The organism is Cupriavidus sp. 10L45 (assembly GCF_056395225.1).
Genome location: NZ_JBFTJC010000003.1, coordinates 381777 through 402896 on the forward strand (window position 1 = coordinate 381777; position 21120 = coordinate 402896).

18 protein-coding genes are annotated in these 21120 nt (G+C 67.3%); 2 read left to right on the forward strand and 16 right to left on the reverse strand.

Annotated features, from left to right (window positions below; translation table 11 throughout):
* Positions 1-25 precede the first annotated feature (25 nt).
* The 4 genes from AC1DFU_RS07700 to AC1DFU_RS07715 form a co-directional block, all read right to left on the reverse strand.
* Entirely contained in the window at positions 26-853 is an 828-nt protein-coding gene (locus AC1DFU_RS07700) for a ChaN family lipoprotein (RefSeq protein WP_441591565.1), read from the reverse strand.
* Positions 850-1197, reverse strand: coding sequence for a DUF2149 domain-containing protein (locus tag AC1DFU_RS07705; protein WP_092291040.1), 348 nt, complete (start codon positions 1195-1197; stop codon positions 850-852). Before AC1DFU_RS07705 ends, AC1DFU_RS07700 begins: the two co-directional genes overlap by 4 nt.
* Positions 1194-1694: a MotA/TolQ/ExbB proton channel family protein gene (locus AC1DFU_RS07710; RefSeq protein WP_255370693.1), complete on the reverse strand. Its 501-nt coding sequence runs from the start codon at positions 1692-1694 to the stop codon at positions 1194-1196. The genes AC1DFU_RS07705 and AC1DFU_RS07710 overlap by 4 nt, the downstream gene beginning before the upstream one ends.
* A gap of 124 nt (positions 1695-1818) precedes the next feature.
* Positions 1819-2595, reverse strand: coding sequence for an NAD(P)H-dependent oxidoreductase (locus tag AC1DFU_RS07715; protein ID WP_092291038.1), 777 nt, complete (start codon positions 2593-2595; stop codon positions 1819-1821).
* 90 nt (positions 2596-2685) lie between these two features.
* Between AC1DFU_RS07715 and AC1DFU_RS07720 the strand changes: the two genes are divergently transcribed.
* Positions 2686-3585 carry a LysR family transcriptional regulator gene (locus AC1DFU_RS07720; RefSeq protein ID WP_441591568.1) on the forward strand — a complete coding sequence of 300 codons (900 nt, stop codon included), beginning with the start codon at positions 2686-2688 and terminating at the stop codon, positions 3583-3585.
* Between the two features lie 5 nt (positions 3586-3590).
* Here the strand turns inward: AC1DFU_RS07720 and AC1DFU_RS07725 are convergent, their stop codons facing one another.
* From AC1DFU_RS07725 to AC1DFU_RS07745, 5 genes are all read right to left on the reverse strand, one after another.
* Positions 3591-6806, reverse strand: a complete 3216-nt coding sequence (locus AC1DFU_RS07725; RefSeq protein ID WP_441591570.1) for an efflux RND transporter permease subunit — start codon at positions 6804-6806, stop codon at positions 3591-3593.
* Between the two features lie 3 nt (positions 6807-6809).
* The gene (locus AC1DFU_RS07730; RefSeq protein WP_092291032.1) at positions 6810-8045 is read right to left on the reverse strand and encodes an efflux RND transporter periplasmic adaptor subunit; all 1236 of its coding nucleotides are present in this window, start codon (positions 8043-8045) and stop codon (positions 6810-6812) included.
* 273 nt (positions 8046-8318) lie between these two features.
* A complete protein-coding gene (locus AC1DFU_RS07735; RefSeq protein ID WP_092291030.1) occupies positions 8319-8963 on the reverse strand; it encodes an MOSC domain-containing protein in 645 nt (214 codons plus the stop codon).
* Positions 8964-9038: 75 nt separating this feature from the next.
* Positions 9039-10199, reverse strand: a complete 1161-nt coding sequence (locus tag AC1DFU_RS07740; protein ID WP_441591573.1) for an MFS transporter — start codon at positions 10197-10199, stop codon at positions 9039-9041.
* Between the two features lie 140 nt (positions 10200-10339).
* Complete coding sequence (locus AC1DFU_RS07745) at positions 10340-11353, reverse strand: D-2-hydroxyacid dehydrogenase family protein (RefSeq protein WP_092291026.1); 1014 nt, start codon at positions 11351-11353, stop codon at positions 10340-10342.
* A gap of 569 nt (positions 11354-11922) precedes the next feature.
* Between AC1DFU_RS07745 and AC1DFU_RS07750 the strand changes: the two genes are divergently transcribed.
* Positions 11923-13779: a phosphoenolpyruvate carboxykinase (GTP) gene (locus tag AC1DFU_RS07750; protein ID WP_441591575.1), complete on the forward strand. Its 1857-nt coding sequence runs from the start codon at positions 11923-11925 to the stop codon at positions 13777-13779.
* Between the two features lie 44 nt (positions 13780-13823).
* Here the strand turns inward: AC1DFU_RS07750 and AC1DFU_RS07755 are convergent, their stop codons facing one another.
* From AC1DFU_RS07755 to AC1DFU_RS07785, 7 genes are all read right to left on the reverse strand, one after another.
* Positions 13824-14111: a contact-dependent growth inhibition system immunity protein gene (locus AC1DFU_RS07755; protein WP_177219848.1), complete on the reverse strand. Its 288-nt coding sequence runs from the start codon at positions 14109-14111 to the stop codon at positions 13824-13826.
* Complete coding sequence (locus AC1DFU_RS07760; RefSeq protein WP_441591577.1) at positions 14047-14559, reverse strand: RNase A-like domain-containing protein; 513 nt, start codon at positions 14557-14559, stop codon at positions 14047-14049. Before AC1DFU_RS07760 ends, AC1DFU_RS07755 begins: the two co-directional genes overlap by 65 nt.
* Before the next feature lie 217 nt (positions 14560-14776).
* Entirely contained in the window at positions 14777-16738 is a 1962-nt protein-coding gene (locus AC1DFU_RS07765) for a TRAP transporter large permease (protein ID WP_092291020.1), read from the reverse strand.
* The gene (locus tag AC1DFU_RS07770) at positions 16735-17382 is read right to left on the reverse strand and encodes a TRAP transporter small permease subunit (protein ID WP_092291018.1); all 648 of its coding nucleotides are present in this window, start codon (positions 17380-17382) and stop codon (positions 16735-16737) included. The genes AC1DFU_RS07765 and AC1DFU_RS07770 overlap by 4 nt, the downstream gene beginning before the upstream one ends.
* Before the next feature lie 102 nt (positions 17383-17484).
* Positions 17485-18615 (reverse strand): TRAP transporter substrate-binding protein, encoded by a 1131-nt coding sequence (locus AC1DFU_RS07775; protein ID WP_092291016.1) that lies wholly within the window; start codon positions 18613-18615, stop codon positions 17485-17487.
* 312 nt (positions 18616-18927) lie between these two features.
* Positions 18928-19635 carry a response regulator gene (locus AC1DFU_RS07780; RefSeq protein WP_255370692.1) on the reverse strand — a complete coding sequence of 236 codons (708 nt, stop codon included), beginning with the start codon at positions 19633-19635 and terminating at the stop codon, positions 18928-18930.
* Positions 19632-21038 carry a cache domain-containing protein gene (locus AC1DFU_RS07785; protein ID WP_441591580.1) on the reverse strand — a complete coding sequence of 469 codons (1407 nt, stop codon included), beginning with the start codon at positions 21036-21038 and terminating at the stop codon, positions 19632-19634. The genes AC1DFU_RS07780 and AC1DFU_RS07785 overlap by 4 nt, the downstream gene beginning before the upstream one ends.
* Between the last annotated feature and the right edge of the window lie 82 nt (positions 21039-21120).

Genomic DNA, 21120 nt, shown 5'->3' on the forward strand with positions numbered 1-21120 from the left:
ATGAGATCAGCCACGAATCAAACGCCTACCGCGGCTTCGCCACAGCCTCCTTGCACGGATCCTTCCGCTCGACGGGGGCCACGCGCACCACCTCGTCGAAGCCTTCGGCGCGGCTGCCGTCCTCCAGATAGCCCACGCTGAGCACCTTTGCGGCGTCGCCGTGGAGCCAGCGGGGCACGCCGAGGTCGCGCCGTACGTGGCCGTTGCCGGCGATCAGTACCGCGCCGCGGCTGGCGTAGGGGGCGAGCGTGCGGGCCATTACGGCGTCGCGGGCGGCCTGGGCGTTGAGCATGCCGGGCAGCATCGCCTTGGGGAAGTTGCCGCAATGGCCGGCATCGAGCGTCGCGGTCTGCGCGGCCACGACTTCCATCGGCAGCGGCTTGTCCAGCCCCAGCGCGGCCTGCTGGTCCGGCGGGAAGACCGCGCCGAGCCCGCCGCGGACGATCTTCGCGGCATCGGCGCGCGAGAGGTTCGCGGCCAGCAGCGGCAGGTCATATTGGAGCGCCAGCGCCACCACGGGCCGGTACAGCGGCCACTGCCAGCCGGCCGCGCTGCCGGCCTGGGCGATCAGGTAGTCGGCATCGCCCGGCCGTTCCTTGCGGGCGCGGTCGATGTCGGCCTGCCGCTCGCGGTCGAACTGCTCCATCGCCACCGCCGGCCGCCAGCCGGCTTCCACGGCGCGGGTCAGCGCCTGGAGGCGCGCCGCCTGCGCCGCGCCGTTGTCGTGGACCTCGCCCAGCAACACGTACTGGCGGCTGAGGAAGGTGGCGCCGATGGCCGCCGGCGACGGCGGCTGCGTCGCGCAGCCGGCCAGCATCGCGAGCGCCATGCCAAGGATCGTCGCGCGCATCATGGCTTCGCTCCGGACGTGGCTTGTTGGGACGCCTGTTGTGACTCCGGCACGTACACCATCGACCCATCCTTCAGCCGGTAGGCCACGCCGGCCTTGATGCCGTCGCCGCTGCCCACCTGCCCGCTGGCCTGATAGCGCACGATCTTCTCCCCCTGCCGCGACACGATTTCCATATTGGGCTTGCCCGGGTTGGTGATGACCGTCACGTCGTCGTGCGTGAACGGGTTCATCGGGTTCTGGGCGATGGCCACCAGCAGGGCGGCAATCACCACCAGGAATACGTCGATCAGGTTGACGACCGACAGGATCGGGTCGTCGGCCTCGCTTTCGTCCAGGAATCTCATCGGGCCGCCTCGCGCGCCTGGCCGAGCCAGACCAGTTCCTCGGCCAGCCAGCGGCGGCGCACATTGACCACCCAGAAGGTGATGCTCGCCGCGATCAGCGCCAGGATCACCGCCGAGAACGCGATGGTCAGGTTCTCGCCCACATTGGCGAGGTTGCCGCCGGACAGGCTTTTCAACGCCGGCCCCATCGGGATCATGGTGGCCACCAGCCCGAGCATCGGCGCCACGCGGGTGGCAATGCGCAGGCGCTCCAGTAGCCGGTGCGCGGCCACGTCCAGCGCGTCCGGGTGGCTGACCCCGTTGGCGTGCGCCCAGGCCACCAGCAGATAGCCGCGCCCCGATTCGATCCCATGCCGCCGGCGCAGCCACGCCTGCATGGCGAACTGGCCCAGCGCCCAGAACGCGTAGAGAAACAGCAGGCCGATCATGGCCAGCGTGGGGTACAGGAACAACTGGCCGATGTCATACATCAGCGTTTCGAGGACGGTGGGCGTCATAAATATCGTCGCGATGAATAATGAAGCGATAAATCTAACTACGTTGATTCTTCATGGCGATGACTATCCAATGATCGCCGGTGCCAAGCCACGCATAGTACCGGCACCGGTCCCAAGCGCCCTCCTATTCCATATGCGCGGCGAAGCCTTTGCGGTCAGGCGCGATGTCGTCGCGCAGCGTCAGGGCCGGAATCTCGTATTGCCCCGAGTTCTGCGGGCGATAGGGGATCGGCGCCGTCTCGAACAGCGTATCGAGCCGTGCGCCCAGCGCCTCGCGGATCGACGCGAAGCGCGCGTCATCCATCTTCCCGCTGCGATAGGAGACGAAGGGCGGCAGCACGTCGAAGCCGGGGTAGTACAGCACGCCGTGCTGGATCGGGAACAGCAGATCGTCGATGGGGCCGTTGATACCGCGCGCGCTGTAGTGCGAGTCCCAGCCGCCCGTGGTCACCACCAGCATCGCCCGCTTGCCCTTGAGCGAGCCTTCGCCGTAGCGGTCGCCCCAGCGCGCGTCCGAGTGCTCGCCCACGCCGTAGGCGAAGCCATAGGCGTACACGCGCTCGACCCAGCCTTTCATGATGGCCGGCATGGAGAACCACCAGAGCGGGAACTGGAAGATCACGGCGTCGGCCCAGCGCAGCTTGTCCTGCTCGGCGGCGATGTCGGGGCTTTGCCAGCCGCCTTCGAACGCGCGCTTCGAGTCGAGCGAAGGATGGAACGGCGTACCGGCCTGGCGCTCGAGCGTGTCGCCGGCGTCGAGCTGCGGCTTCCAGCCCATCGCATAGAGGTCCGAGACCTGCACCGCGTGGCCGTTGGCCGCGAGCCGCTGCATCGCAAAATCCTTGAGCGAACCGTTCAGCGAGGTCGGTTCGGGGTGGGCGTAGACAATCAGCACGTTCATGGCGGGTCTCTGTCGATGGGAAGGGATGCCCCAAGGATGGACGGCCGTCCGGTATATTGGAAATGAATTTCCAATATCCTAGGTATTGCGATGACTAATCTCAGGCGTCTGGACCTGAATCTGCTGCTGACGCTCGATGTGCTGCTGGCCGAGCACAACGTCACGCGTGCGGCAGAGCGGCTGCATTACTCGCAGCCCTCGGTGAGCGTGCATCTGGCCAAGCTGCGCGAGATCTTCGGCGATCCGCTGTTGCTGCCCGGGCCGCGCGGCATGCGGCCCACGGCCCGCGCCGAGTCCTTGCGCGAGCCGCTGCGGCAGGCGCTGGCGGCGCTGGAAGCCGCCGTGGCGCCGTCCAGCCCGTTCGACCCCGCGCAGGCGGACCACACCTGGCGCGTGGCCGCCACCGACTATGGCGAATCGACCATCGTGCTGCCGGCGCTGAGCACCATCCGCGCGGCGGCGCCGGGCACGCGGCTGGCGGTGCTCGACATGGTGCCGGCCAGCATCGCCCGGCAGGCGGAGCAGGGCGAGATCGACCTCGCCTTCCACACCTCCGATGGCGCGCCGCCCGGCCTGCGCCGCCGCGCGCTGTTCACCGAGCGCTACGTGCTGGTGGGCCGCGCCGGCCATCCGCGCCTGAAGCGGCGGCCCACGCTGGCGCAGTTTGCCGAACTGGAGCATGTGATGGTGTCGCCCGATGGCGGCGGCTTCTTCGGCGTGACCGACACCGCGCTGGCGGCGGCCGGCGCCACGCGCCGCGTGGTGTTATCGGTGCCGCACTTCCTGTTCGTGCGCGCGGTGCTGGAGCGCACGGACCTCGTGGCGATGCTGCCGGAGCGGCTGGTACGCGATACGGTAACGCTGGAGGTGGTAGAGGCGCCGGTGGAGGTGCCCGGCTATGAGATGTCGATGTTGTGGCACGAGCGCGCCCATCGCGACCCCGCGCACCAGTGGCTGCGCGAATGCATCGCGCAGGCCACCAGTGTCTAGCAGGATCAGTGCGTGACCGCCGCCGGCTCGCGTTCCGCGAGCGGGTTGCCTTCCGAATCGATCTGCAGCGGACCCGTGCCGGAGAACCGGTCGAGCGCGAGGTAGATCACCGGCGTGATGAACAGCGTGATGACCTGCGAGAACAGCAGGCCGCCCACCACGGCCAGACCCAGCGGCTGGCGCAGCTCGGCACCGGCGCCCAGGCCCAGCGCCAGCGGCAGCGCGCCCATCACGGCCGCGAAGGTCGTCATCATGATCGGCCGGAAGCGCAGCAAGCAGGCCTGCCGGATCGCCTTGGCCGGCGCCATGCCGTGGTCGCGCTGCGCCGCGAGCGCGAAGTCGATCATCATGATCGCGTTCTTCTTGACGATGCCAATCAGCATCAGCACGCCAATCGTCGCGATCAGCGACAACTCCACGTTGAACAGGAACAGCGTCAGCAAGGCGCCGATGGCCGCCGACGGCAGCCCGGCCAGGATGGTCAGCGGGTGGATGTAGCTCTCGTACAGCACGCCCAGCAGCGTATAGATCACCGCAATAGCCGCCACCAGCAGCACCACCTGCGTGGCCTGCGACGACTGGAACACCGCTGCATCACCGCCCCAGCTGGTGAAGATGGCTGGCGGCATGTCGATCTCCTGCTTGTAGCGGTCGATCTTGGCCGAAGCGTCGCCCAGCGCCGCGCCCGGCGCGAGGTTGAACGACACCGTCACCGACGGCAGTTGCCCCTGGTGGTTCACCGCAATCGGCCCCACCCGGCGCTCGGTCGTGGCAAACGCCGACACCGGCACCATCTGCCCGGTCTTGCTGCGCACGTAGAGCTTGGAGAACGCCGTCTCGTCCACGCGATCCACATCGGCGGCGGTCAGGATCACGTAGTAATTGTCGATCGGCGTGTAGATGGTCGACACCTGCCGCTCGCCAAACGCCGTGTACAGCGCCGTGCGCACGTCCTGCATCTGCACGCCCAGCGCGTTGGCCTTGTCCCGGTCGATGGTCAGCTGCGCTTCCAGGCCCGATTGCTGGGAATCGCTCGTCACATCGCGGAAGATCGGCTCGGCGCGCATCTTGGCCATGATCTTGTCGCTGTACTCCTGGAGCTGGCCCGCCTTCACGCTCTGCAGCGTGTACTGGTAGCGGCTCTTGCTCTGGCGCCCGCCCAGCCGCAGGTTCTGCACCGGCGAGAAGTACACCGCCAGCCCCGGCACGCTGGACACGTCCTTGCGCAGCGACTCCACCACCTGCGGCATCTTCGGCCGCTCGTCCAGCGGCTTCAGTTCCACGAACATCCGGCCCGTGTTGATGGCCGGCGAATTGCCGCCGCCAATCGACGCCACCACGCTCTTCACCGCCGGATTGGCGCGGATCCGCTCGGCGGCATCGCGCAGGCGGTCGGACATGGCATCGAACGAGATGTCCTGCGGCCCTTCGGCGTTGACCTGGATCTGGCCGATGTCTTCCTCGGGGAAGAAGCCCTTCGGAATCTTGACGAACAGCACGGCGGTCAGCACGAAGGTCAGCCCCGCCACGCCGAGCACGAAACGCCGGTGCGCCAGGCACCAGTCCAGGCCGGTAGCGTACTTATGGAGCGTCCACTCGAAGAGGTCCTCGAACCACTGCGTGCTGCGCATGCCAATGGTCTGCTTCTGCTGCACGCGCGGCGCGGCGGCGCTGGCCGCACCGGAGGCGTGGTCGCCATGGTCGCCATAGGCGTGCTGCGACTCGTCCACCGGCACATTCTCGGCCGAGAGAAAGCGCGCGCAGAGCATCGGGATCAGCGTCAGCGAGACCACCGCCGAGACCAGAATCGACAGCGACACCACTGCGGCGAACTCGTGGAACAGCAGCCCGATCACGCCCGGCATGAAGAAGATCGGGATGAACACGGCCACCAGCGAGATCGAGATCGACAGGATCGTGAAGCCCATCTCGCGCGAGCCCACCAGCGCGGCCTTGAGCGGCGGCACGCCTTCCTCGATGTGCCGCACGATGTTCTCAAGCATCACGATGGCGTCGTCCACCACCAAGCCCACCGCCAGCGTGATGGCCAGCAGGGAGACGTTGTCCAGGCTGTAGCCGAACGCCTTCATCAGCGCCACCGTGCCGATCAGCGAGATCGGCAGGGACACCGTCGGTATCAGCGTGGCGGCGGCGCGGCGCAGGAACAGGAAGATCACCATCACCACCAGCCCCACGGTCAGCGCCAGCGTGAACTGCACGTCATGGATCGACTCGCGGATGGAGCGCGAGCGGTCGTTCACCACGTTCACGCTGACCGAACCGGGCATCTGCTGGATCAGGCGGGGCAGGGCGGCCTTGATGGCATCCACCACGGCCACGGTGTTGGCGTCCGGCTGGCGCTGCACGGCCAGCACGATGGAGCGCTCGTTGTTGAGCCAGCTACCGGTCTTGATGGTCTCGACGCCGTCTTCCACATCGGCCACGTCCGAGAGCCGCACCACGGCGCCGCTCGGCTGGCTGGCCACGATGATGTTGCGGAACGCCTCGGCGCTGGTCATCTGCCGATTGGCCTGGATGGTCAGGGTCTGGCGTGCGCCGTCCAGCGTGCCGACCGGCGTATTGGCGTTGGCGCGGTTCAGCGCGGTGGCCAGCTCGTCGAGCGTGAGCCCGCGCGCCGCCAGCGCGTCCGGGTGGGCGCGCACGCGCACCGAAAAGCGCTTCTGGCCGAAGATCTGCACCTGCGCCACGCCGGGCAGCGTGGCCAGCGTCGGGGAAATCAGGTTGTCGCCGAACGCGTTCAGCTCCGCCAGGCTCATCGCGGGCGAGTTGATCGCCAGCAGCAGCACCGGCGCATCGGCCGGGTTCACCTTGCGGTAGGACGGCGGCACGGTCATCTCGATCGGCAGCGAACGCTGGGCGCGGAACAGCGCCGCCTGCACGTCCACGGCCGCATCGTCGATGTTGCGGTCGCTGTTGAACTCGATCGTGATGCTGGAGTTGCCCAGCGTGTTGGACGAACTGATGACGGTGACGCCCGGAATCGTGGCGAACTGCTTCTCCAGCTGCGTGGCCACCGAGGCGGCCATGGTCTCGGGGCTCGCCCCGGGCAGCGTCGCCGTGACCTGGATCACCGGCGAGTTGAAGCTGGGCAGCGCCGCGATGGGAATCGTCGGATACAGCACGATGCCCGTCACGATGACGGCCAGGCACAGCAGCACCGTCATGACGGGCCGGCGGATACAGAGTTCGGACAGCGTCATGGTCTAGTGCTTGTCTGCCACGGCCGCCGGGGCAGCCGGGGATGAGGCGTCGCGCGGGCGGGCCTCGCGCACCAGCGCGCCGGGGCGCAGGTTCTGCGCGCCCTCGGTCACCACGCGGGCGCCGGGCTGCACGCCCTCGACCACGGCGGCGGCGGCGGTGGTGGCCACCACGGTCACCGGCACGCGCGTCACGGTGTGGTCCGCGCCCACGGTGTAGACGAAGCGGCCTTCCGGGCCGGTGATGACGGCCTGCGGCGGCACGCTGAGGGCGCCCCGAAGCACCTGCACCGTGGCGCTGACGTTGGCGTAGGTGCCCGGCCAGAGCCGCTGCGCCTGATTGTCGAACATCGCCTTCACGCGGATGCTGCCGTACTGCGGGTCCACGGTGTTGTCGACGAAGGTGATCTTGCCGGTCACGGGGGCCTTGTTGCCGTCGTTGGGCACGGCGGTCACCTCGACCGGGCCGGCGTGCAGCGCCTCGCGCAGCGCGGCGAGCTGGCGCTCGGGCAGCGTGAAGCTGACGGTAACCGGCGAGATCTGCGCCACGGTCACCATCGGCGTCACCGTGGCGGGGGTGACGAGCGAGCCCGGGAAGACGTTGATCACGCCGGTGCGGCCGCCAATCGTCGCGCGGATGGCGCCGTAGCTGATGGCCACGCGGCTGGCCTCGATCGCGGCCTGGTCGGCGCGGATGGTGGCCTCGAAGCCGTCCAGCTTGGCCTGGGCCGTATCCACGGCGCTCTTGGAGACGAAATTGCGCTCCAGCAGCTCCTGGCTGCGCGAGAGCGTGCGGCGGGCATCGGACAGGTCGGCCTGGTCGCGCATCAACTGGGCGCGGGCCTTGGCCAGGTTTGCCTCGTCCATGCGGGTGTCGAGCGAGAACAGCAAATCGCCCGGCTTCACAGTCTGGCCTTCCTTGATATGCACGGTCTGGACGGTGCTGGACACCTGCGGCCGCACCTCCACGGTCTGCATGGCCGTGACGGTGCCGTTGGCGGTGACTTCCAGCGGTACATCGCCCTGCTGGACGATGGCCGTGGCCACCGCCGTGACGGTCGGGCCCTTGGCCGCCGGCTTGGGCGCGAACCACGTCTTGTAGCCAAACCAGCCCGCCCCGGCAATGACGATCACCGCCACGATGGCGATCCAGGGCGAAGTGCGGCCGCGCCCCGTGCTGGTGGACGCGCTCCAGTTGCCATCGACGAAGCCCTTGGGCCGGTCGATCCCGTCTGTTTTCATGTGAGGACCCTCAAACACCGCATGGCGCGCGCCCGCTCCCCGGCACCGGCTTCTTGGAACCGGTTTGCCCGCGCAAACCACTACTAGTACCGCGCCTTGGCTTTTCAGGCCAGCGCGTCGTATTACAACCTGTTACAGCGCCAATAGGGGATAGGCGGGCCGGGGGAGGGAGATCTGGCCCGAAGACGCTTGTATCTGACTTAAAACATTAGCAGAAAAGCACGGTCGGGCCACTCCGGACTAACGCTGGAAGGGGGTGGAACGTCGATTTCGTTACGGATTGGTGCGCCGATTGATGTTTTCCACCGACACTTCACGCGGCCCCGGGATCACCACGGCGGCATCGCCGGCCCGGATCACCCCCGGCGTGGCCACGCTCAGGTACACGCCCGAATAGCCGCTGCGCACCATGTCGCGCACCGCCTGGGCATAGCCGAGGATGGCGTTGAGCTTGTAGCAGGGCTGGCGCGGTGCGCGCACCACCAGTTCCACCTCGCCCACGCGCAGCTGGTCACCTATCCACAGGGCGGATTCGAGCAGCCCCTGCAGGGTCAGGTTCTCGCCCATGGCGCCGAAGGCCAGCGGGCGCTCGGCCTCTTCGACACCGGCCTCGCGGCGGCGCGCGTTCCACCAGGTGTAATGCTCGATCGGGTACGCATAGACCGCCCGGTCCCGCCCGCCGTGAACGGTCAGGTCGGCCTGCTCGTCGCCGGCCAGCCCGCGCAGGTGCACGCCGACGGCAATCGGATGATGCAGCGTACTGAGCGGATGCTTGCGGATGGCGGAGAGCACTACGGCTTCGGTGCCGGCCCCGGCCACCACCAGCGGCAGGCGGATGCCGACATTGACGGCCAGCACGCGGCCGGTGGCGCCACCGCCCGAGGCGGCTGGGTTGGGACGGGGATCGGTCTCGGCCACGGTACGCCCTCCTTGCGTGTGCGGGGCCGCGCGGGCTCGTGGTCCCGCGCTGCTTTGGGACTGCTACGACATCTGCTACGCGCTGCGCGGTGTCCAGTGGCAGCCGAGCGCCCGCGCCCGCTGCGAAATCGCCAGTCCGAGCGCGATCAGCACCGCCGCACCCCAGTGCAGCGCATCGGGCCCGGCCAAGGTATAGATGGCCGCCCCGGCCATGGCGCCCAGCGCCTGGCCCAGGTAAATCGAAGAGGAATTGAGCGAGATGGACGCCGCGGCCTGGTCCGGCCCCAGCAGCACCAGCCGGGCCTGCTGGACGCTGTTGGTGGCGAATCCGCCCACGCCCCAGAGCATGAACAGCGCCACCAGCGCGCCAACATGCCAGCCGGCCAGCGGCCACAGCAGCATGGCGGCCAGCGAGGTGGTCAGCGCCACCTGCACGATGCGGCTCGGCGTCACGCGGTCCATGCGCGAGGCGGCCACCACGTTGCCGGTCACGCCGCAGATCCCGTAGGCCAGGAACATCAGGCTCAGCGCGCCGCCGCTGATACCGAAGCGGTCCCGCATCAGCGGGGCGATGTAGGTAAACATCGTGAACATGCCGGCCGACTGGATCATCGTGGTGGTCACCACCAGCATGATCGGCTTGTGGCGCAGCACGGCCGCCCACGCCTTGCGGCCCACCGGCGCCACCTGGAGCCCGGCCGGCAACGCGCGCCAGACCGCCATCGACACGATCAGCGACAGCCCGCCCACCAGCCCCATGCTGACGCGCCAGCCCAGCGTGCTGGAGATGAAGGTGCCCAGCGGCACGCCCACCACGCTGGCCACGCTCCAGCCCAGAAAGACAAAGCTGATGGCCCGCCCGCGCGTGCGGGCATCCACCAGCAGCGGCAGCGTGGCGGCGGCCTGCGGGGTGTAGATGGCGGCGCCGATGGCCGTGACGAAGCGGATCGCCATCAGCATGGCGAAGCTGGGCGCCAGCGCGGCGGCGAGGTGCATCGCCCCGTAGACCAGCAGCGCCCCGGCCAGCAGCAGGCGGCGGTCGATGCGGGAGCCGATCGTGGCGAACAGCGGCGCGCCCACGCAGGTGGCGATGGCGAACACCGAGATCAGCTGACCGGCCGTGGCGGCGCTGAGCGCGAAATCGGCGGCAATGTCGTTGAGCATGCCGGTGACGATCATCGCGCCGGTGCCGATGACGAAGTTGCCGACGCACAGCGCCAGGAGCCTGGGATCCATGAAATGTGAGGGGATGGGGCGACAGATTGCCCCGAGTGTAGCGGCTTTGGCGCAATCCGGACCGGCGCCAATGTGGGGAAGGAGACGCTCGCCGAGCGTCTCCTTGGGGGCTGCGGCCCCCGGCCGCACCGTCTAATAACTTAGCGCGACAGGGTGGGCGTCAGCGCCTTGGGATTGGCCACGCTTTCGTGATTGCCGTCCAGCACGTCGAGGATGTTCTGGAACGCGGTGCGGAAGTACAGCTCGTAGCTGTCGCGCTCCACATAGCCCAGGTGCGGCGTGCAGATGCAGTTCTCCATGCGCAGCAGCGCGTGGCCCTGCAGGATCGGCTCGGACTCGAATACGTCCACGGCCGCCATGCCGGGGCGGCCGCGGTTCAGCGCGGCGACCAGCGCGCCATCCTCGATCAGCTCGGCCCGGCTGGTGTTGACGAACAGCGCCGTGGGCTTCATGCGCTGCAGGTCGGCCAGCTTGACGATGCCGCGCGTCTCGTCGTTCAGGCGCAGATGGAGCGACAGCACGTCGCTCTCGGCAAACAACTGCTCGGCGGACGCGGCCACGTTCAGCCCGTCCTCACGCGCAGCCTGCTGGGAGGCCTCGCGGCCCCAGACCAGCACGTTCATGCCGAACGCCCGCCCATAGCCGGCCAGGAGCCGGCCGATCTTGCCGTAGCCCCAGACACCCAGCGTCTGGCCGCGCAGCACCTGGCCCAGGCCGAAGTTGGGCGGCATCGTCGTCGATTTCAGCCCCGACTGCTGCCAGGCGCCGTGCTTCAGGCTGGCCACGTACTGGGGAATGCGGCGCTGGGCCGCCATGATCAGCGCCCAGGTCAGTTCGGCCGGGGCCACTGGCGAGCCCACGCCCTGGAGCACGGCCACGCCGCGGTCGGTGCAGGCGTCGATATCCACATGGCCGCCGGCGCGGCCGGTCTGGCTGATGATCTTCAGGCGCGGCAGCTTTTCAAGTAACTGACGCGTCACACGGGTGCGCTCGCGGATCAGGACCACGGCTTCCACATCGGAGAGGCGCGCGGCCAGCTGGCCCACGCCCTTGACGGTGTTGTTGAACACCTTGACGTCGTGGCCTTCCAGCAGGGCGAAGCACGGCAGCTTGCGCACCGCGTCCTGGTAATCGTCGAGAACGGCAATCTTCATCGGTGACTCTTTGGCTTGAGGAGCGACATCGGGGCGGCGGCTTGGTGCGCACGGCAACAGAATCAGCGCGCGCCCGACAGTATTGTGGGCCGACCTGACGCAACATTGAACCCAGACATGGCTCGTTCCGCATCCGCGTGCGCCCTTGCCGACCCGCCAAAACGGGGCGCCGGATGCCTCGGCACAATGTTGCGCAGCAAAAAACAGGCGGAGTTTGCGGTGGTATCCTTGCCCGCTTCTGCGACGCGGCAGGCCGGATGCGACGGTAGAGCCACGCTCCCGCCCATCGCCCCGCGCCGCCGGACAAAGCCTGACCGGCCCCTGCCGCCCGCCATATGCGGGCGAAGCGCAACTGTAGCGCAGCCGCAGGGACCGCTGCGACCCTTGGGCGGATTTGCTTGTTGCGTAGTTGTAACGGGATGTGACGATTGCGTGCCCGAGTGCCCCATGTCGAACATGGCGCACCGGGCCTCTCATTCCCTCACGCTATGGACGGCGCCGCCCCGGGAGCCTGACACGGTACCCGGCAGGGCTTTGCCAAGGTTTCTTTCTCGCTTTGGAGTAGCTGTATGAACCACCCCACAATGCAAGGCACCCCGGCACTGAACGTGCCGTCCTGGGTCAAGAACCAGAAACTGGTCGCATGGGTTACCGACATCGCCACACTGACCAAACCGGACAGCATCTACTGGTGCGACGGTTCCCAGGAGGAGTACGACCGCCTGTGCGAACAGATGGTCGCTGCCGGTACCATGCGCCGCCTGAACCCCGCCAAGCGCAAGAACTCCTTCCTGGCACTGTCCGATCCGTCCGATGTGGCGCGCGTGGAGGATCGCACCTTCATCTGCTCCGAGAAGAAAGAGGACGCCGGCCCGACCAACAACTGGACTGCCCCGCGTGAGATGCGCCAGACGCTGTCCGGCCTGTTCGACGGCTGCATGCGCGGCCGCACGCTGTATGTGGTGCCGTTCTCGATGGGCCCGCTGGGCTCGCCGATCGCCCATATCGGCGTGGAACTGTCCGATTCCCCGTACGTGGCCGTCAACATGCGCATCATGACCCGCATGGGCCGCGCCGTGTATGACGTGCTGGGCGCCGACGGCGAGTTCGTGCCGTGCGTGCACACGGTCGGCAAGCCGCTCGCCGCTGGCGAGAAGGACGTGCCGTGGCCGTGCAACCCGACCAAGTACATCGTCCACTTCCCCGAAACCCGCGAGATCTGGTCGTTCGGCTCCGGCTACGGCGGCAACGCGCTGCTGGGCAAGAAGTGCTTCGCGCTGCGCATCGCCTCGACCATGGGCCGCGACGAAGGCTGGCTGGCCGAGCACATGCTGATCCTCGGCGTGACCTCGCCCGAGGGCAAGAAGTACCACGTGGCCGCCGCGTTCCCGTCGGCCTGCGGCAAGACCAACTTCGCCATGCTGATCCCGCCCAAGGGCTTCGAGGGCTGGAAGGTCACCACCATCGGCGACGACATCGCCTGGATCAAGCCGGGCCAGGACGGCCGTCTCTACGCCATCAACCCGGAAGCCGGCTACTTCGGCGTGGCCCCGGGCACGAGCGAGAAGACCAACTTCAACGCCATGGCCACGCTCAAGGAGAACGTGATCTTCACCAACGTGGCGCTGACCGATGACGGCGACGTGTGGTGGGAAGGCATGACCAAGGAAGCCCCGGCGCACCTGGTCGACTGGCAGGGCAAGGACTGGACGCCGGCCATCGCCCGCGAAACCGGCGCCAAGGCGGCCCACCCGAACGCGCGCTTCACGGCGCCGGCCTCGCAGTGCCCGTCGATCGACGAGAACTGGGACAACCCGGCCGGCGTGGCCATCGATGCCTTCATCTTCGGCGGCCGCCGCAGCACCACGGTGCCGCTGGTGACCGAGGCCCGCAACTGGACCGAAGGCGTCTACATGGCCGCCACGATGGGCTCCGAAACCACCGCCGCGGCCGCTGGCCAGCAAGGCGTGGTGCGCCGCGACCCGTTCGCCATGCTGCCGTTCTGCGGCTACAACATGAGCGACTACTTCGGCCACTGGCTGGCACTCGGCAAGAAGCTCGAAGCCGCCGGCGCCAAGCTGCCGAAGTTCTACTGCGTGAACTGGTTCCGCAAGGACGCCGACGGCAACTTCGTCTGGCCGGGCTTCGGCGAGAACATGCGCGTCCTGTCGTGGATGATCGACCGCGTGGAAGGCCGCGGCCAGGGCGCCGAGCACGTCTTCGGCACCTCGCCCCGCTACGCGGACCTGAACTGGAGCGGCGTGGACTTCTCGGAAGCGCAATTCCAGCAAGTCACCTCGATCGACCACGCCGCCTGGCAGCAGGAACTGGCGCTGCACGACGAACTGTTCACCCAGCTGCAGCACAACCTGCCGCAGGATTTGGTGGAAACGAAGGACAAGCTGGCCAAGCGGCTGGCAGCCTGAGGGTTCGGGTTGGAATGAAGAAGGGCGCCGCAAGGCGCCCTTTTTTATAGGCTATCGTGAATGAGACGCTCGACTTTGCCGAGGAACGCCTCGTGGCTGATTCCCCAGTCGATTTCTTCACGAAACTCCCTGCGATAGGCTTCCTCGAAGTCTCCCGCGTGCTTCGACCTGAATGTCTCGATGTCGCGGAGCACCCGCCTTCGTGTCGCCCCGTCCGACTCGAAAATGTACAGATCCGTCAGGTCTTCGATGCTGTTTCCGAACAGATCAAAATCCTGGTTGAAGTAAGCGCCTAGCAACTGCCATAAATCGGGATACCGGGTTTTGCTCATGGTCGACAATCGGATATGCGGTCAGGATGAAATACGGCATGCCGTTATAGGGCTCGCGGCACAGCACGACAGCGAGTTTGTTCCCATCGTGCGTTGTCCCGGTTTTCCGGGAGGCGACCTTGCCAGTGGATCTGGCCGTGGTTTGCTCTAGTGCGAATCGCGTCGCGCCATAGCCTTCTGCCCATTTCGCTATCCGGCGCCTGTTCGCATGCACGGCCGCGGTGATGGCCAACTCCGCCGTGTCGCAATCCAAAAATGACGATGCCGCTCGCAACCTGGGTTCTTGCGAAAGCCTTTCCCACAATTGCGCTTCCGTGTGGCCGACATGTTCGCGCAACGTATGGCCACCTTGCTGGCCCATGCGGAGCGGCTCTCCCGCCAGCAGCGCCTCTAGTTGCTCCGCGCTCATGACAATGCGTAGGCCATCTATCTCGTCTTCTTGCGTCATCGGCGAATCTCGATAAAGGAGAGGCCAGACCCTACCGTTCTACCGTATGTGGGGGATTGAGATGACGCAACGTCAGGCGGGAACAAGGAAATTGCGAGATGGCCACCCACGATGGAGCGGGCGCCGGTTGTCTCCCCTCTCCCACTGGGGGGAGAGGGAGCAAACCTCGTGGCAGGGAACTGCCACTTGGGCGCCGTTTGCGGCGTCGCCGCCGTACCTACCGATACAACACCTGCGGCAGCCACAGACCAATCCCCGGGAAGATATAGAGCAGCGCCAACGCCAGGATCTGGATCGCCATGAACGGCAGCATGCCGGCGAAGATCTGGTTCAGGGTGACGTGGGGTGGGGCCACGCCCTTGAGGTAGAACGCCGCCATCGCCACTGGCGGGGAGAGGAAGGCCGTCTGGAGGTTCAGCGCCACCAGCAGGCCGAAGAACAGCGGGTCGATGCCGAAGTTGTCGAGCAGCGGGATGAAGATCGGCATGAAGATGATGATGATCTCAGTCCATTCCAGCGGCCAGCCGAGCAGGAAGATGATGACCTGCGCCAGGATCATGAACTGCACCGGGGTCAGGTTCAGGGACAGTACCCACTCCTCGACCAGCGCCTGGCCGCCCAGCAGGGCGAAGGCGGCGGAGAAGATGGACGAGCCGACGAACAGCCAGCACACCATCGCGCTGGTCTTGGCCGTCAGGAACACCGAGTCGCGCACCACGCCGTAGTTGAGCTGGCCGTACGCCAGGGCCAGCAGGGCGCCGCCGAGCGAGCCGACCGCCGCCGCCTCGGTGGGCGTGGCCAGGCCGAAGACGATGGAACCCAGCACCGCCAGGATCATCACGGCCAGCGGGAAGAACGACGACAGCAGCATCTTGAAGATCTCGAGCCGCGCGAAGTCGAACCGCCAGTAGAAATACACCAGCAGCAACGCCACCACGGCCAGCGTCACCCAGAACCACGTGGGGGCGGGTCGGGATTCGGCGGTGGCATCGGCTGCCCCATCGGCGGCGGGCTTCGCCAGCGTCGGCTTGGCCTCGGCGGGTGCCGGGGCCGGCATCTGGGCGATGGGCGGCGCGGCGGGCGTGGCCGGCGTCAGCGCATCGGCCGCCGGGCTGGCTTCTTCGGGAGGGGCCTGGAGACTGTCGAACGATGCCTCCCCCTCGGAAGATGACGATGACGACGACACCGCACCCATCTCCTCGAGCCCGCCCGCGCCGGCGGCCACCAGCGGCGAGGTCACGGCCGCGTACATCAGGCTCATCGACACCGCCACGAAGACCGCCGGCATCAGCGTCACGCCGAGCTGGCGCGCCACGTCGCGCATCGGCACATCGACATTGCGCCGGCCCTTGAGCCCCACCATCAGCGCCGGCAGGGCGCGCCGGCTCACGGTGTCGCGCAGCGTGGTGGCCATCGGCGAGAGGCGCACCACGCGCTCCTCGGCCGACAGCGGCGGCGCCAGCGCCGGCCGCAGCTTCGCCAGCACAATCACATAAACGATATAGAGCCCCGCCAGCAGCAGCCCGGGGAAGAATGCGCCCGCGTAGAGCTGCACCACCGACACCCCGGCCGTGGCGCCATAGACAATCAGCAGCACCGATGGCGGAATCAGGATGCCCAGGCACCCGCCCGCCGTGACCGCGCCGGCCGAGACCGACGTGCTGTACCCGGCCCGCAGCATGGCCGGGAACGCCAGCAGCCCCATCAGCGTGACCACCGCCCCGACGATGCCCGTGGCCGTGGCAAACACCGCGCAGGTGATCAGCGTGGCCACCGCGAGCGAGCCCGGGATCCACGCCAGCGCCAGGTGCAGGCTGCGGAACAGCTTCTCGATCAGGTTCGCGCGCTCCACCAGGTAGCCCATGAACACGAACAGCGGGATCGAGATCAGCACGTCATTGGTCATCACCGCGTAGGCCCGCTGCACCATCAGGTCCAGCGTCTGCTCCACGGCGATCTCGGGATTGGCGTGCCGGTACGCGAGCCAGGCGAACAGCACCCCCATGCCCATCAGCGTAAAGGCGGTCGGGAAGCCGAGCATGATCGCCACCACGATCAGCGCCAGCATCAGCAGCCCGAGATGGCCGTTCGTCCAGTCCGCGGGCGATGGCATGAACACGAACACGGCGCCGACAATCAATATCATCAGCGACAGGCCGAACCACAGTTCCTTTCTCATCGCGCGATGCCCTCGTATTTTTCCGAAGTCTTGGCCGGTGCGGGCTCGACTGGCGACGCGGGTGTCGCCAGCACGTCCTCGCTGCTCACCATCTGGCGCAGCTTGTCCACATCCACTTCCTCCACGTCATCCTCGCGCGCCGGCCAGCGGCCCTGCTTCAGGCAGACCACGCAGCGGATCACCTCGGCCACGCCCTGCAGCAGCAGGAAGGCGCCCGCCACGGGAATCATGGCCTTGAACGGGTAGATGGGCGGCCCGTCTGCCGCGATCGACGAATGCTCGTTCTGCGCCAACGAGACCTCGAAGAAGTCGATACCGGCCCAGGCCAGTGCGATCACGCCGGGGAAGAAGAAAAGACAATAAAGTACGAGGTCGATGCCTGCCTGCGCGCGTGGCGAGAGAAAGCCGTAGAGGATGTCGCCGCGCACATGACCGCGCTTGGCCAGCGTGTAGGCGCCGGCCAGCATGAACAGCGCGCCGTAGAGCATGTTGCTCACGTCGAACACCCACGCATGGGGCGTGCCCAAGGCGTAGCGGGAGAAAACCTCGTAGCTGATGATCAGTGTCAGCGCGACGATCAGCCACGACGCGGTCTGGCCGACGAAGGTGCTGATCCTGTCGATCCCGAACAGGAGCTTTTGCACGGAGATGCCTTTTCAGGGAACGGTGAGGAAGACGGCCGCCGGCGGGCCCGCGCCATCATGCGCGCCCGCCGCCTGCCTTGTAGCGTGGACCCAGCCTCGAACTCAGCCTTTCTTCGGCGCGAAGTAGTAGGAAGACGCCATCCGATAGTCGACGTTGGTGTCGTTCTGCCAGCGCGTGCTGCGCTGCGCGAACGCCTTCATCGAATCGTTCACCTTCTTGAACATCGGATTCTCCTTCTCCTTCCGCGCCACGATGTCGTCCCAGACCTTGAGCTGCGCCTGCAGCACCGAGTTGGGCGTGGCGTAGAACTTCACGCCCTGTTGCTGCAGCGCCAGGTAGTCCTTCGAGTAACGGTCGATGGCCTTCATCGACATATCGGCGGAACTCGCGTCCACGGCGTTGGCGATCAGCGCGCGCAGCTTCGGGTTCAGGGCGTCGTAGCGCTTCTTGTTGAAGATGATCTCGAACTGCTCCGAGCACTGGTGGAAGCTGCGCAGCATGCAGACCTTCGACACATCCTGGAAGCCCAGCGCGCGGTCCGAACTCGCGTTGTTGAACTCGGCCGCGTCCAGCAGGCCACGGTCCAGTGCCGGCACGATCTCGGCGCCGGGCAGCGCGTTCACGGCCGCGCCCAGCCCGGTGAAGATGTCGATCGACAGCCCCACGGTGCGGAACTTGAGCCCCTTGAAGTCTTCTGGCTTGGTGATCGGCTTCTTGAACCAGCCCAGCGGCTGCGTGGGCATGGGACCGTAGAGGAAGGACACCACGTCGAGGTTCAGGCTGCGGTAGATCTCCTCCTGCAGCTCCTTGCCGCCACCGAACTTGTGCCAGGCCAGCAGCATGTTCGGGTCCATGCCCCAGGCCGGCCCCGAGCCCCACAGCGCGAGCGCCGAGTTCTTGCCGTACCAGTAGGCAATCACGCCGTGGCCGCCGTCGAGGGTGCCCTTGCTGACGGCGTCGATCAGGTCGAACGCCTTGACCACGGCGCCCGCCGGTAGCAGCTCGATCTTGAGTTCGCCGCCGGACATGTCGTTGACCTTCTTGACGAAGTCACCCGCGAACTCGTGAAAAATATCCTTGGTGGGCCAGGTGCTCTGCCAACGCATCGTCACGGGGCCTTGCGCCTTGACGATGGCAGGGAAGCCCATCGTCGCGGTGCCCACGGCGGCGGCGCCGGCACCACCCATGAACTTGCGTCGCGATACCGCGCTGCCTTTCTGCCTTGCTGCCATGACTGTCTCCCCATTATCTGTATTGGATGAACCAATCGACGAACCGCACGGACACCCGCGCGCGCAGGCAAGGCGCCTGCACGCACGGTTGAGAACAGTGGAAGGAAAGAGGTAGCGCGAGGCAGTGGGAAGGGTCCGCAGCATGCACGTGCGGACAATATGAGACATTTCCCCCGACCTTCAGTTGTCTGAATGTTAGGCAACAGGCATCGCGCCAACAATGTAGGGGATACCCGATTCCGCGTGCGGCAGGCCGCAGTCGGATGGCAGGAAAGAAGCTGGGAAGGCGGAGGAAAAGCCGGGGGAGAAGGGCTAGTTGCCGTCCTGCTCGCCGGCGAGCGATTGCACGGCGTACTTCACCAGCCCGGCGCGGCCCTCGATGCCGAGCTTGCGCTTGAGGTTGAGGCGGTGGGTCTCCACCGTCCGCACCGACACGCCGAGTTGCGCGGCAATTTCCTTGTTGGCCAGCCCCCGGCCGATGCCGGCCAGGATGTCTCGCTCGCGTGGCGTGAGCGCGTCCACCGGTCCCACGGTCTGCTCGGCCATGCCGCGCGCGATCCGGGCGCTGTAGAACACGCGCCCGGCCAGCACGGCCTGGATGGCGGCCAGCAATTCGTCGGCCGGGGCGTCCTTGAGCACGTAGCCGCGCGCGCCGGCACGCATCGCCTGACGCACGTATTCGAGGTTGTCGTGCATCGACACGATCAGCACGGCGAGTTCCGGATAGCGGTCGTGCAGCGCGCCAGCCAGCGCGATGCCGCCCATGCCGCGCATGCCGATGTCGGTGATCACGAGGTCCGGGCGCCGCCCGGGGCCGGCGGCGGCCAGCCAGCCGAGCGCCGCCTCGCCGTCATCGGCCTCGCCCACCACTTCGAGCCCCGGCTGGAGCGTCAGGTGCATGCGCATGCCGTCGCGCACCAGCGCGTGGTCGTCGATCAACAGCACGCGGGCCGGCGTGGCGAGTGCGGGGGCGGAGGGAGACGCCGGGGAGGTCGTGGCGTCGTCGTGCGAAGCGGTCATGACTGCGAAATTTCCGATACGGGGGCTGGGGCGGGCGGTTGGGCTGGAAGACGCGTGGGCAGCGTGGCCACCAGCCGGGTGCCGGCCGGCGAGGAACTCAGCACAAACTGCCCGTCGAGCGCAGCCATGCGCTCGCGCAGGTTGCGCAGCCCGATGCCGCGCTGCGGGTCTGACTGCATGCGGGCGACGTCGAAGCCCGTGCCGTCGTCACGCACCGTCAGCCGCGTGAGCTTGTCTTCAAAGGTGAGCGCCACCTCCACACGCCGCGCATGCGCGTGGCGCTCCACGTTGGTCAGCGCCTCCTGGGCGATGCGGAACAGCGCGGTGGCCTGCTCGTCGGCCAGTTCACAAGGCTGGCCGGTCTGGGTGACGTGGATCTCCAGCGTGCTGCCGGCCTGCATCTCGCGCGCCAGGTGCTGCAGTGCGGCGAACAAACCCAGGTCGTCGAGCAGGGCGGGGCGCAGGTTGCGCGCCACCCGTCGCACCTCGTTGAACACCGAGTCGAGCCGGTTCAGCGCCATGCCCAGCACGGGCGCCACCGAGGCGCCCTCGGTCGGCGCCAGCTTCAGGCGGTTCGTGGCGGCCTCGAGCACCAGCTTCACCGACACCAGCAACTGGCTGATGCCATCGTGCAGCTCGCGCGAAAGTCGCGCGCGCTCCTCCTCCTGCGACTGCACCACGCGCCGGGCCAGCTGATGGAGCTTGGCGTCCGCCTCGCGGTGGTCGCTCACATTGAGGGCGAGGCCGCTCGCCGCCACCAGCAGGATGCTGATGCCGGCAATCACGCCGATCCACGCCATGGTCTCACGGATGTCGGTCTCGGCCCGGGCATCGAGCTGACGTAGCGTACGCTCCACATCGTCGAGATAAATGCCGGTGCCGAGCATCCAGTTCCACGCCGGCACGGCCACGACGTAGCCGAGCTTCGGGGCGAGTTGCTGCGAGGACGGTTTCTTCCACTGGTAGCGCACGGCGCCGCCGCCGGCCTTGGCCGCCATGATCAACTGCTGGATGGTCAGCGCGCCCTGCGGGTCACGCATCAGCCACAAATCCTGGCCGACCAGTTCGGGCTGGCGCGGGTGCATCAGGTTGCGGCCCTGGAGGTCATAGAGGAAGAAGTAGCCGTCCGGGCCGTAGTCGAGCCGCGCCAGGGCTTCCATGGCGGCGCGGCGGGTCTCGGCATCGTTGCGGCCGGAATCGACCATCGGCGCAATGGCGCTCTGCGCCAGTTCCACGTAGTGGCGCAGCTCCACTTCCTTGCTCTGGAGGTAGGCCGCCTCCACCAGCGCGCGCTCGTGGCGGGCCAGCGCGGTGGCCTGATAGCGCACGGCCAAGGCGATGCCGAACATGGCCACCGCAAGCGGCGCCACGGCGAGCAACAGGATCTTCTGGCGGAGTTTCATCTGGATCGGGGGTAAACACCGAGGCCGGCGAGGCCGCATGGCAGCGTGGCCTTACGTAGTACTACGCAAGCCCGTTGCGTAG

Bases quoted from the DNA above. Each gene is read 5' to 3' on its own strand.
- AC1DFU_RS07755 (WP_177219848.1), bottom strand. From the start codon at position 14,111: ATGAGCAAAACCCGGTATCCCGATTTATGGCAGTTGCTAGGCGCTTAC.
- AC1DFU_RS07700 (WP_441591565.1), bottom strand. From the start codon at position 853: ATGATGCGCGCGACGATCCTTGGCATGGCGCTCGCGATGCTGGCCGGC.
- AC1DFU_RS07745 (WP_092291026.1), bottom strand. From the start codon at position 11,353: ATGAAGATTGCCGTTCTCGACGATTACCAGGACGCGGTGCGCAAGCTG.
- AC1DFU_RS07775 (WP_092291016.1), bottom strand. From the start codon at position 18,615: ATGGCAGCAAGGCAGAAAGGCAGCGCGGTATCGCGACGCAAGTTCATG.
- AC1DFU_RS07715 (WP_092291038.1), bottom strand. From the start codon at position 2,595: ATGAACGTGCTGATTGTCTACGCCCACCCCGAACCGACCTCGCTGAAC.
- AC1DFU_RS07765 (WP_092291020.1), bottom strand. From the start codon at position 16,738: ATGAGAAAGGAACTGTGGTTCGGCCTGTCGCTGATGATATTGATTGTC.
- AC1DFU_RS07720 (WP_441591568.1), top strand. From the start codon at position 2,686: ATGACTAATCTCAGGCGTCTGGACCTGAATCTGCTGCTGACGCTCGAT.
- AC1DFU_RS07710 (WP_255370693.1), bottom strand. From the start codon at position 1,694: ATGACGCCCACCGTCCTCGAAACGCTGATGTATGACATCGGCCAGTTG.
- AC1DFU_RS07740 (WP_441591573.1), bottom strand. From the start codon at position 10,199: ATGGATCCCAGGCTCCTGGCGCTGTGCGTCGGCAACTTCGTCATCGGC.
- AC1DFU_RS07725 (WP_441591570.1), bottom strand. From the start codon at position 6,806: ATGACGCTGTCCGAACTCTGTATCCGCCGGCCCGTCATGACGGTGCTG.
- AC1DFU_RS07780 (WP_255370692.1), bottom strand. From the start codon at position 19,635: ATGACCGCTTCGCACGACGACGCCACGACCTCCCCGGCGTCTCCCTCC.
- AC1DFU_RS07750 (WP_441591575.1), top strand. From the start codon at position 11,923: ATGAACCACCCCACAATGCAAGGCACCCCGGCACTGAACGTGCCGTCC.
- AC1DFU_RS07785 (WP_441591580.1), bottom strand. From the start codon at position 21,038: ATGAAACTCCGCCAGAAGATCCTGTTGCTCGCCGTGGCGCCGCTTGCG.
- AC1DFU_RS07705 (WP_092291040.1), bottom strand. From the start codon at position 1,197: ATGAGATTCCTGGACGAAAGCGAGGCCGACGACCCGATCCTGTCGGTC.
- AC1DFU_RS07760 (WP_441591577.1), bottom strand. From the start codon at position 14,559: ATGACGCAAGAAGACGAGATAGATGGCCTACGCATTGTCATGAGCGCG.
- AC1DFU_RS07730 (WP_092291032.1), bottom strand. From the start codon at position 8,045: ATGAAAACAGACGGGATCGACCGGCCCAAGGGCTTCGTCGATGGCAAC.